The following is a 12,181-nucleotide window of genomic DNA, read 5'->3' on the forward strand; positions in this document are numbered from 1 at the left end:
TTTTATGTAAATTAACTGATATGAGGTGGAAAGGAAATGGAAAAAGTATCAACTGTTCTTGTAAGAGTATTGGCTTAAGACGGGAGAAGTCTGCCCTTTTTTAACAAGCCATCTCGAGAACAGTCGATATGATCCGAATCCTTTCTTACTCTGAAATAAAAAGTGGGTAAAGTGGGTAAGGTGAGTTCGCCTTACCCACTTTTTGTTTTCTGCTAACAGAAAAAGAAAAAAAGCATATTCATTCAATTTCATAACGTCTGTTTCTCCGGATGGCTTTCGTTTGTGAAGCAAATCGAAACCAAAAGGAGAGAAAAAAAGATGAGTATTTTAAACGTTACAGATTTGACGCATATGTATGGCGACCAGATGACATTCCAACGCTTGAATTTCCGGTTGCTCCCTGGAGAGCATGCCGGCCTGGTCGGCGTTAACGGCGCTGGCAAGTCGACCTTATTCCGTCTGCTTACAGGCAGCCTGCTGCCGGATGCGGGCTGCATCGAATGGTCGCCGCAGGCAAAGGTTGGATTTTTGGAGCAGCATATCAGCCTGCAGGCGGGAATGACCATCAGAGAGTATTTGGAGCAGGCGTTTTCGCATTTGTTTGCGATGGAAGCGGAAATGAACCGTTTAGCTGCACAACTTGCAGAGCCTGGGGATCAGCTTGAAATCCTTTTGCGCAAATACGGAGAACTGCAGGCTGCGCTGGAACATCATGAGTTTTACCGGATTTCCTCCAAAATCGAAGACATCGCTTCCGGTCTGGGCATCACCGACCTGGGGCTCGACAAAGACGTAAGCAAGCTGAGCGGCGGGCAAAAAACCAAACTTCTGCTGGCTAAGCTGCTGCTGGAAGAGCCGCAGGTGCTTTTGTTGGACGAACCGACCAACTACTTGGATAAGGTGCATATCGAATGGCTCACCGGTTATTTGAAACGTTACCAGCATGCTTATATCGTCGTTTCCCATGACGAGCATTTCCTGAACGAAATTACGACCGTGATCTTTCACTTAGCGCATCAAAATATCAAACGTTATCCCGGCAATTACCGGCAGTTTCAAAAGGAACTGGCGTTGGGGCAGGTCCAGCAGCAGACGGCGTACGAGAAGCAAACCAAGGAGATTCAAAAACTGGAAGACTTTATTGATAAAAATCGGATCCGCAAAGCCAAGCAGGCGAAAAGCCGCGAGAAAATGCTCAGCAGAATGGTCCGGGTGGAGAAACCAACGCATGGCCCTTCTCCGCGTTTTATGTTCGAGCTGCCGGGAGCTTCGGCTGGAGCGGCGGTTTTCGAAACGAAACAACTGCAGGTAGGTTATGACCGCCCCCTGTTCAAACCATTGTCGCTGAGGGTACGAAGAGGCGACAAGATCGCGATTGTCGGCGAAAACGGCGCCGGCAAGTCAACGCTGGTGAACACGCTGCTTGGCCATCTCAAACCGCTGGGCGGGGACTTACTCGTTCCAGAGCTGCTCCAAACGGCTTATTACCGCCAAGAGGACATCGCGCCGGCAGAGACGCCGCTTGTAAAGGTGCATTCGCTGCGGCCGGATCTGACGCACAAGGATATCCGTAAAGTGCTGGCGATGTCCGGACTTACGGCAGAACATATCATCAGGCCGATCCGGGCGCTCAGCGGCGGCGAGCAGGCCAAAGTGCGTTTGTCGGAACTGATGCTGACGCCAAGCCATCTGCTGGTTCTGGATGAACCGACGAATCATCTGGACACGAGGGCTAAGGAAGCGCTGAAAAAAGGGTTGATGGAATTTCCGGGTACGGTTCTTCTGGTCTCCCACGAGCCCGCCTTTTATGAGGGTTGGATTACGGATGTTTGGAAAGTGGGGGAGTGGAGAAACGCCCGCGAATAATTTTGAAGGGAAATCACGGCCCGCACTCGGCAGGCCGGCGGTAATCAAGAAGCTATGGAGAATATGCCTTCCATGTGATATACTGTAAATCCTTTCTAAGCGGGCTTACAGCTCACGACTAAGCACCAGCTTATCAGGACAGGGACGTTCTGTGGCAGCTTTGGACACGAAATATTTTGCAGATGAATGTCATAGAAACAGTCCTCCCGAAGCCTTTACGGCTTACGGAGAATCTTTTAGGAGGTAACTGAAATTGGAGCAAACTTTTCAAAGTGCCTATCAAGAGGAAAAACGAAGGCTGGATGCAACGATCGCGGAAATTGACAGACAGCTGCAGCGGCTGCGCAGCATTGAGGTTTATACCGGACATGATTTTACAGAGCAAGTGCTGGAGGCAGGACGCGAGGAGAAAAGACAAGCGTTGGCGAAAAGCCTGCCGGCCCCCTATTTCGGACGGCTGGATTTTCAGGGGGGGAAGGATTTGGAGCCAAGGCCGCTTTATATCGGCAAAATTGGCGTCGATCATGCTGAAATCGGCGAACAGCCGATGGTCATCGACTGGCGTGCGCCGATCGCCAGCGTATTTTATTCCTTCACAGGCGGGGACGAGCCGGCAGCCTACGAGGCGCCGGAGGGCATCATCGAAGGGATGGTGTATTTGAAGCGCAACTTGGTGATCCGTCAGCAGATTTTGGAACGGGTATCCGATACCTTCGACCGGAGCAGCGATCAGCCGGCCGTATCGGATGAGTTCCTCGTCTACCGGCTCGGCGAAAATAAAGACAACAAGCTGCGCGACATCGTCTCGACCATCCAGGCGGAACAGGACAAAATCATCCGTGCGGCCAAAAATACTGCCTTGATTATCCAGGGGGTTGCGGGAAGCGGAAAAACGACGGTGGCGCTTCATCGTCTTGCCTACTTGCTTTATCAATACAAGGAACAGATTACGGCTGAAAAAATGATTATTTTTGCGCCGAACCATATGTTCCTCGATTATATTTCCAATGTGCTGCCCGAACTTGGCGTGGCCGATATCCAGCAAAGCACCTTTGCGGATTGGGCCTTGCAGCTGCTCGGAATCGAACTTCCGGTTGCGGACGCATCGGAAACGCTCGCTTACTGGTTCGAATCGGCAGGGGGCATGCCTGAAGTGACAGACGAGGCTCCCGGCCGCTTCAAAGGCTCCATCGCGTTTATGAACATGGTTCGCGCCTGCGTGGAGTCCATGGAGAACGCTTCGGTGCCCGAAGCGGATTTCATACCATGGGAAGGAGCGGTCCTTTCGCGCGATACGATCCTCCACTGGTTCCATGAGGAATATAAACCTTATCCTTTGGCCAAACGCAAGGAGCGGGTTATGGCAAGAATTCACCGCTGGATCGAGATGGAGCTGAAAAAGTCGCCATCGGCCACCGTGCTGAAGGAACGGAAGAAAAAAGCTTCCCAGCGCGAAAAATCCTACGCATCCAAATGGCCGAAATATGAGCCGCTCATGCTTTATAAGATGATGTTCAAAGCAGCGAAAATGCAGGCAGGCTGGCCTGAAGAAGTGCTAAAGCCTATCCCTGGCGGCATCATGAAATCCACGCAAAAGGATTTGAAGCAAAACATCATTCGTGAAGAGGATCTGCCGGCGCTTCTGTATATGCATTATCTGCTGAACGATATTACGGGGGAACAGCGCTTCGACCATATCGTCATCGACGAAGCCCAGGATTTTTCCCCGTTCCAGGTTGCGGTGCTGGATCTGTTTGTCAAAGGCCATTCCTTTACCATTCTCGGTGATCTCTCCCAAGGCATTCATGCATACCGCGGCGTTCACGTCTGGGAGGAAATGAGTTCGCTCTATGCCCCCGACCAGACGGCCTATTTTGCGCTGACGCGCAGCTACCGGTCAACGATGGAGATCATCGAATTCGCCAACCGGATCTTGGAGAAGGGCGTGAAAAGCGATCTGCTGGCGGTGCCTGTATTCCGGAGCGGCAATCCTGTGCGATTGATTGCTTATGGAAACAAAGGGCAGCAGCGGGCCCAGGAGCTTCGCAAAGGGATGCAAAAGCTGTCCGCCGGCGAATACCGCACGGTCGCCATTTTGACCCGGACGCTCCAGGATGCGCAAGCGCTGTATGAGCGGCTACGGCCGGACATGCCGGAACTGCATTTGATCGATGGCGCCAAAAAGGTGTACGAGGGCGGCCTCTCTATCCTGCCTGTATACCTGTCAAAAGGTCTGGAGTTCGATGCGGTCATCGTTGCGGATGCGGATGAGCAGCATTACGGCGCTTCGGCCTGGGATGCCAAGCTGCTGTATGTCGGCTGCACGCGCGCGCTGCATGAGCTGTGGCTCATGCATGAAGGTCCTTTGCCGGATTTTTTGCAAAATATGAATGAAGATATCGCGGTTGCAGGCTGGTAACATGGTCAAACCAAAATGATCAAAAAAATCAGGTAAAGAATATATATACTTGTTCTTTCGCTTGAAGCGAAGCTCTAAATATGAGTTAATAAAGGTGTCGGACGGCCGACTACTTTCTACAGAAAGGAGCTGATGCAATTTTGATCACAAATTACGAGGTGGTTTCCGCCTAAAGCGGAAATCGCAATGTGCAGGGAGACCGGTACAGGTCTCCCTAATTACCTTTTAAAAATATACGTACATAACAGAAAGGAGGGAACGATAAAATGTTCAAAACCAAAACAGTTAAATCGAACCAACATATGTTTAAGGAGGACGTTTATCGTGAATTACAGAAATGGGAGGGATGTGCTTCCCCCTAGTTTGCTGAAGGAGCTTCAGAAGTATATTGAGGGTGAATTGATTTACATCCCGAAAAAAAGCAGTGAGCGTGTCGGCTGGGGAGTCAATAGCGGCACCCGGCAGATGATCGAACGCAGAAATAATGAAATATACGACCTTCATTGCAACGGTCATTCAGTGGAAGCCTTAACCAAAACCTATCATTTATCCGTGGAAAGCATCCGGAAGGTGATCTTCAAAAAGCGGGCGGAACGGGAAGCGGACGCAGTAAATCAAAATATGTCCGCGCGCCGCTAAGATCACATGCGAGCCATGGATAAAGAAATGCTTTTATACAAGCCATTTGCCTTGATAACCAGGGATTTTATAGCAATTATAAAAATAAATATTGATCCCTGCCCGAGGGCATCCCTAAAAGTTAAAAGAACTTAGGGATGCCTTTTTTCGCTTGCGGACTTGTCATGAACAAATCATGAATAACGGCAGATTACCTGTCCCATTCGTCTCGTATGGACGAAAAAAAACAGTCTCATAAAAAAGGGAGATCATCATGCGGCATCAAGTGACTGAAGAGTGGAATGAGGAGATGTGGCTTCAGGCTGAACCCATCTATCAGGAAGGTTTTCCGGAGCATGGGCGAAAAAACCGAAAACTGATTAAACGGATGTTTGAAAGAGGGCTGTGCGCGCTGCATCTCTGGCAGGTGCAAGGCGTTCCAACGGCCATGGCGCTGACGGGAATGGACCGGAAGGAAAATCTGCTGGTCATCGATTACATCGCAGTACGGGGCAGCGTTCGCGGCAAAGGTTTAGGTCTAGGTTGTCTGCAAGATCTAAAAACATGGGCGCAGGCCAAAAGCTGCAGAGGCATCGTCATCGAAGCGGAAGCGGATCCGTCCCCGGAAAACGAAAGGAGAATCGCTTTTTGGGTAAAAGCGGGGTTTACGTTAACGGATTACGTGCATGCGTATATCTGGGTGCCTGAAACATATAGAGCGATGTATCTGAGCTTGGATACGGAGAATCCCGTAAAATCACTAGAACAGGGCAAAAACTTGTTCAAAGCCATTCTTCGTTACCATGAAAAAGCTTACCGCGGCAGTAAATAATTTTTAATGTGCATATAGGATTGGGACAGCCACCTCGCCCGATTCGAGGGACTCCGGCTGGACGAGTATCCGGCGATATACCAAAAGCGCTGAAAAAATAGGAAATGGCAAGGATACCTGCAGCAGCCGGCAGGTATCCTGTTTTTCTGGGAGAATGTTATAAGAGACAACATACACACCCAATGGGAGGACTCAAGCGATGAATGAAAAGATTCAATATGCCGCACAGGTGAAGCCTACGGAAAGGCAGCTGTCCGTTCAGGAGATGGAATTTTATTCGTTTATTCATTTTACGGTTAATACATATACCGATGCCGAGTGGGGGACAGGAGAGGAAGATGCGTCGATATTTAATCCGACTGAACTTGATGCGGACCAATGGGTTGCAGCGGTGAAATCCGCCGGGATGAAGGGATTGATTTTGACATGCAAGCATCATGATGGATTTTGCTTATGGCCGAGCCGGTATACAGAGCATTCCGTCAAGAACAGTCCATGGAAAGGTGGACAAGGGGATGTGGTCCGGGAGGTATCCGAGGCCTGCCGCCGGGGAGGAATCAAATTCGGCATTTACCTTTCTCCTTGGGATCGGCATGAGCCGTCTTATGGCGATTCTGAGGTTTATAACGAATATTTCAAAAATCAGCTGCGGGAGCTTCTTACCGGATACGGCGACATCTTCTGCGTCTGGTTCGACGGCGCTTGCGGCGAAGGACCGAACGGAAAGCGGCAGGTGTACGATTGGGATGCTTATTATTCACTGATTCGGGAATTGCAGCCGGGAGCGGCCATTTCCGTATGCGGTCCGGATATCCGTTGGTGCGGGAATGAAGCGGGACATTGCCGCGAATCGGAGTGGAGCGTCGTGCCGGCATTTCTTCGCGACAATGAAAAAATCCAGGAAAATTCCCAGCAGGAGGATGACCGTGAATTTGCCCGCAAATACAGCTCGGAGGATGAGGACTTGGGGAGCAGGCAGGTGATCGAGCAGGCGGATGAGTTGATCTGGTATCCTGCCGAGGTGAATACGTCGATCCGTCCGGGATGGTTCTATCATGCGGCGGAGGATGAGCAGGTGAAGCCGCTGGAAGAACTCATCGACGTCTATTACGGGGCTGTTGGCGGCAATGCCACGTTTTTGCTGAATCTTCCGCCTGACCGCCGTGGACTCATCCATGAAAATGACGTGCAGCGCCTGAAGGAGCTTGGGGAATGGATGAAGAAGACTTTCCATGCCAATCTGGCATCGGGAGCCTCCGCGCTAGGATCGGAGACGTCGGACGGCCATGATGCCGCATCGGTGCTTGACGGCAGCCGGGATACATTTTGGGCGCCGCATGAAGGGACGGAGCAGGCTTCGGTGACTTTGGACCTGCAGAAAACAGTGAAGTTTGACCATGTCGTGCTGCAGGAATACCGGTACACCCAGCGGATCGAACGCTTCCAACTGGAATATATGGAAGAAGGCGAATGGCATACGTTCTTTAAGGGAACGGTCATCGGATACAAACGCATCTGCCGTTTTCCGGCCGTGACAAGCCGTTATATCCGGCTTACGATTACCGAGTCCAGATGGTGTCCGAATGTTTCCGCATTTGAAGTGTACTACGGCGGTTAAAGCGAATGATCTGCCCGGCCCGGGTATGGTATGATAGGGGGGACAGCTTCAGTTACTATTGCACATGCATGACCGCTGCGGCTACGGATCGTTCTTACGATCGCTGTTGCCTCCAGATTTCTTGAATCTATCCTATTAAGGATAAAAATCCGGAGACAGCTTATGCTTTCGATGCTAGTTTTCCTTCGGAAAGCTTTTAGGCGAACGCTAACGCTTCTTCAGAACGATTCCGTCCCCTCCGCTACTACGTCTGTAAATATACGTAACTGAAACTTAATGATGTTGATTTTAGCTCAAGGACGTGAGTACAGATGGACTTATTTTCTTTCCAGCAGGAGGAAGAGCGTGACGGGAGATTGCTGGCCGACCGGATGCGCCCGACCACGCTGGATGAATATATCGGGCAGGAACATATTATCGGACCCGGCAAGCTGCTGCGCCGGGCGATCGAAGCGGACCAGGTAACTTCCATCCTTTTATACGGCCCGCCGGGCTGCGGGAAAACGACGCTGGCCCACATCATCTCGCAAAAAACGCAGGCCGATTTTGTACGCTTGAATGCGGTGGATGCATCCGTCAAGGACGTGCGCGAAGTCATCGACCGCGCGCAAAACAATAAAGCGATGTATGGAACAAAAACGATTCTGTTTCTGGATGAAGTGCATCGCTTCAACAGCTCGCGGCAGGATGCGCTGCTGCCGGCGGTGGAGAAAGGAACGATTATTTTCATTGGGGCGACGACGGAGAACCCGTTTCATTATGTCAACGGGGCTTTGATGAGCCGCTCCACCCTGTTTCAACTGCAGCCTTTAACGAGAGAACATTCCATGAAAGCGATGAAGCGGGCGCTTGCCGACGAGGGCAAAGGGCTCGGATTCATGAAGCTGCGGGTTGATGAAGAGGCGTTGGATCATATCGCGACGATGGCAAACGGAGACATCCGCCGGGCGTTAACCGCGCTTGATCTTGCGGCCATGACGACGCCGCCCGAAGACGACGGCACCGTTCACGTTACGCTCGAAGTGGCGGAAGAATCGATCCGCCGACCGACGGTACGTGCGGATGAATCGACGCAATACGACGTGCTGTCGGCTTTTCACAAGAGCATCCGCGGCTCCAGCGACGCCGCCTTGTTCTGGTTCCTCTACGCGGTGGAGAAGCTCGGCATGGACCCGATGGTGTTCATCCGCCGCCTGATTGCCGCCAGCAGCGAGGATATCGGCCTTGCCAACCCGCAGGCCATGGTGCAGGCCGTCAGTGCTTTGGAGGCATACCGGAACAACGGCTGGCCGGAAGCGAAGCTGAATATCGCGCAGGCGATCCTGTTTGCGGTCGAAAGTCCGAAATCCAACGCTGTTTATACGGCGATTTCGCGGGCGATGACGGCGATTGATGAGCTGAAATCGGCAGAGGTGCCCCTGCATCTGCGCGATACGCATTATAAAGGAGCCGTGAAGCTTGGACATGAAGGATATAAGTATCCCCATGATTACCCCGGACATTATGTCAAACAGGATTATTTGCCTAAGGCGATTTCGCGCCGCGTGTTTTACCAGGCTACGGAGCAGGGGAACGAAGCCAAAATTCAGATCAACCAGGAGCGCAGACGCAATCAGTTTCTTTCCAGAGATGAATAATCGTATTACAGGGAAATATTCAAACAACGAGCAGGATTCCATATATGGGATATAGAATGTTTTGCACAGACAAGAAAAAAGCCGCTGTCCGGATTGACCGGACAATGGCTTAAGGTCTGTGCATTATTTTTGCTTGATGGCAGGCGGCTCGAACGGGATTTTCTCCACTTTATCGATGATCCCGCCACCGAGGCAAACCTCATCCTGATAGAATACGACGGCTTGGCCCGGCGTAATTGCTTTTTGCTGCTGGGCAAACCGAACATGAACGGTTCCGTTCTCCAGCCATTCCAGCGTAACTTGCTGATCGGGCTGCCGGTAGCGGAACTTGGCGGTGCAGTTGAAAGGTTCTTTGGGCACATTCCCTTCGCCTGCAATCCAGTTCACGCCTGTAGCAATCAATCCCGTCGAATACAGGCTGGGGTGCTTGTCTCCCTGCACGACGTATAGAATGTTGTGCTCTAAATCTTTGTCGGCTACGAACCAAGGCTCGCCGTTACCTGAACCGCCGATGCCGAGGCCCTGGCGCTGACCAAGCGTGTAGTACATCAGGCCGTCATGACGGCCTTTGATTTCGCCGGTAACGATATCCACCATATTGCCGGATTGGGCAGGCAAATATTGGCTTAGAAATTCCTTGAAATTGCGTTCGCCAATAAAGCAGACGCCTGTGCTGTCCTTCTTCTTGGCCGTGTACAGACCTGCGGCTTCCGCGATGCGGCGGACCTCGGGTTTGGGAAGATGGCCGATCGGGAACATCGCTTTGGACAGCTGTTCCTGATTCAATGCATTCAAGAAATAGGTTTGGTCTTTATTGTTGTCCACGCCGCGTAGAAGCTTGAAGACGCCGTCTTCTTGCACGAGGCGGGCGTAATGGCCTGTAGCGACATAATCGGCGCCGAGATCGAGCGCTTTATTCAGAAATTCACCGAATTTGATTTCGCGGTTGCACATGACATCCGGATTTGGTGTACGTCCCGACTTATATTCATCCAAGAAATAGGTAAATACTTTATCGAAATACTCTTTCTCGAAATTGACTGTGTAATAAGGGATATCTATCTGTTCGCACACACGGCGCACATCTTCTGCGTCCTGCTCGGCGGTGCAGACCCCGAATTCATCGGTGTCGTCCCAGTTCTTCATGAAAATGCCGATGACATCGTACCCCTGCTCCTTGAGCAGAAGCGCGGTAACCGAAGAATCAACGCCGCCGGACATCCCGACGACAACGCGTGTGTTTTGGTTGTTGTTTGACAAGAATAATCACCATTTCTATTTTGAAATTGTGCCCATGAACGTATTGTAACATAACCTGTCATGATTCACATCAGAAAAGCTTTTGTCCATAAGTGAAGAACATTTTAGAGTTTTGTCATTGTTTATTTACCAAAAAGCTGCCGGATATGTTAACATAAGCAAAGGGTTATGATCGGAATACGCAGATTTGCCTCAGGGCTTTTAGGTCTGACGGAGTCCGGACAAATTAACGAAACATGAATTTTTTGAAAGAGGTGCCATCTTTGAAGATATCGACAAAAGGGCGTTATGGCTTGACGATCATGATGGAGCTTGCGGCGAAATACGGCGAAGGCCCCATCTCTTTGAAAAGCATTGCTGAGAAAAACCAGCTTTCCGAGCATTATTTGGAGCAGCTGATCGCTCCGCTGCGGAATGCGGGGCTTGTCAAAAGCATCCGCGGGGCATACGGCGGTTATGTTCTTTCCCGCGAAGCGTCCGAAATTACAGCCGGAGACGTTATCCGTGTTCTGGAGGGGCCGATTTCCCCGGTGGATTTTACCGAAGAAGACGATCCGGCCAAGCGGAATCTGTGGCTTCGTATCCGTGATGGCATTGCCAATGTGCTGGACTCGACCACGTTGTTTGATTTGATATCCTATCAGGAGCAGGATACCGCCGATAACTACATGTTTTACATTTAAAAAAGGAGATGCTTCAGATGAATTCCATTTATTTGGATCATGCGGCATCCACACCCGTACATCCAGAAGTTGCGCAAGAAATGCTGAAAGTGATGACAGGCCAATACGGCAATGCATCCAGCGTCCATGCTTTCGGCCGCTTAGCCAAACGCACGGTGAGCGGCGCCCGGGACCGGATTGCCAAGGCCCTTTCCTGCCATCCGGATGAACTCGTATTTACCGCTGGCGGAACGGAAAGCGACAATCTCGCTATTTTCGGCGTCCTTTCCGCCACCGCTAATACCGGTAAGCATATTATAACTTCAGCTATCGAGCATCATGCGGTTTTGCATGCTTGCGAAGAGCTGGAGAAGACGGGATATCGCGTCACCTACCTGCCGGTTGATTCTACAGGAAGGGTTCGTGTAGAGGATGTTAAGAGCGCATTGACAGAAGAAACGGTGCTGATCACCGTCATGTACGCCAATAATGAAGTCGGCACGGTGCAGCCGGTCAGGGAAATCGGCGAGCTTGCGCGCAGCCGCGGCGTTCTTTTCCATGTGGATGCCGTTCAGGCTTTGGGCGCTGTACCGATATCTTGCCATGATCTGCCGGTGGATTTAATGAGCTTTTCCGCTCATAAAATCAACGGGCCCCAAGGAGTTGGCGCCCTTTATGTCCGCCGAGGGGTGCATCTTGGGCCGCGTTTGCATGGAGGGCTTCAGGAGAAAAAACGCCGCGCCGGAACCGAAAATATCGCGGGAATCGCCGGCTTCGCCAAGGCGGTGGAGATTGTAACGGCCCAATTGGAGAAGCGCAGAGATCATGATTTTGAGCTCCGGCAAACATTTATCCGCTTGCTGGAACAGAAACTTGGAGAAGACTCGTTTATTATCAATGGACATCCCTCTGAATTTTTACCTCACATTTTGAATATCAGCTTCCCGGAAACAGATACGGAGACGTTTCTGATGAACCTGGATATGGAAGGCGTTGCGGCAGCCAGCGGCTCGGCATGCACTTCGGGTTCAATTGAACTGTCCCATGTACTTCAGGCTATGAAACTTCCACAAAATGTTTTGCGTTCCGCGATTCGTTTTAGCTTTGGTTTGGGTAATACTACTGAAGATATGGAATACGCCACTGAAAAAATTGCAACCATTCTTCGTCGTTTACGTAATAGAAGTTAGGGATTCTCTATGTATGGACAAGGAGGGATATGTATTCCATACCACCCGGAAACCGGAAAAGGACGGATGCCCTGGGCAT

9 protein-coding genes are annotated in these 12,181 nt (G+C 50.9%); 8 read left to right on the top strand and 1 reads right to left on the bottom strand.

Annotated elements, in window-relative coordinates:
* Positions 1–318 precede the first annotated feature (318 nt).
* The 6 genes from L6442_RS09030 to L6442_RS09055 all read left to right on the top strand — a co-directional run bounded on the left by L6442_RS09030 (position 319) and on the right by L6442_RS09055 (position 8,990).
* Complete coding sequence (locus L6442_RS09030) at positions 319–1,866, top strand: ABC-F family ATP-binding cassette domain-containing protein (protein WP_212979781.1); 1,548 nt, start codon at positions 319–321, stop codon at positions 1,864–1,866.
* A gap of 253 nt (positions 1,867–2,119) precedes the next feature.
* Positions 2,120–4,285, top strand: coding sequence for a HelD family protein (locus tag L6442_RS09035; RefSeq protein ID WP_212979782.1), 2,166 nt, complete (start codon positions 2,120–2,122; stop codon positions 4,283–4,285).
* Positions 4,286–4,609: 324 nt separating this feature from the next.
* On the top strand, positions 4,610–4,924 hold the full coding sequence (locus tag L6442_RS09040; protein ID WP_212979783.1) for a CD3324 family protein: 315 nt from the start codon (positions 4,610–4,612) through the stop codon (positions 4,922–4,924).
* Positions 4,925–5,177: 253 nt separating this feature from the next.
* The gene (locus L6442_RS09045) at positions 5,178–5,735 is read left to right on the top strand and encodes a GNAT family N-acetyltransferase (RefSeq protein WP_212979784.1); all 558 of its coding nucleotides are present in this window, start codon (positions 5,178–5,180) and stop codon (positions 5,733–5,735) included.
* Positions 5,736–5,934: 199 nt separating this feature from the next.
* Positions 5,935–7,353: an alpha-L-fucosidase gene (locus tag L6442_RS09050; protein ID WP_212979785.1), complete on the top strand. Its 1,419-nt coding sequence runs from the start codon at positions 5,935–5,937 to the stop codon at positions 7,351–7,353.
* Between the two features lie 311 nt (positions 7,354–7,664).
* A complete protein-coding gene (locus L6442_RS09055) occupies positions 7,665–8,990 on the top strand; it encodes a replication-associated recombination protein A (RefSeq protein ID WP_212979786.1) in 1,326 nt (441 codons plus the stop codon).
* A 123-nt stretch (positions 8,991–9,113) separates the two neighbouring features.
* On the opposite strand, the gene mnmA is transcribed toward L6442_RS09055, so the two are convergent.
* Positions 9,114–10,250: a tRNA 2-thiouridine(34) synthase MnmA gene (gene mnmA / locus L6442_RS09060; protein WP_212979787.1), complete on the bottom strand. Its 1,137-nt coding sequence runs from the start codon at positions 10,248–10,250 to the stop codon at positions 9,114–9,116.
* Positions 10,251–10,513: 263 nt separating this feature from the next.
* Here mnmA and cymR point away from each other — a divergent pair, with 263 nt between their 5' ends.
* Both cymR and L6442_RS09070 read left to right on the top strand, forming a co-directional pair.
* A complete protein-coding gene (gene cymR, locus L6442_RS09065; RefSeq protein WP_194232305.1) occupies positions 10,514–10,933 on the top strand; it encodes a cysteine metabolism transcriptional regulator CymR in 420 nt (139 codons plus the stop codon).
* A 17-nt stretch (positions 10,934–10,950) separates the two neighbouring features.
* On the top strand, positions 10,951–12,102 hold the full coding sequence (locus tag L6442_RS09070) for a cysteine desulfurase family protein (RefSeq protein WP_212979788.1): 1,152 nt from the start codon (positions 10,951–10,953) through the stop codon (positions 12,100–12,102).
* Positions 12,103–12,181 lie beyond the last annotated feature (79 nt).

The organism is Paenibacillus azoreducens (genome assembly GCF_021654775.1).
Lineage (GTDB): Bacteria > Bacillota > Bacilli > Paenibacillales > Paenibacillaceae > Paenibacillus_AQ > Paenibacillus_AQ azoreducens.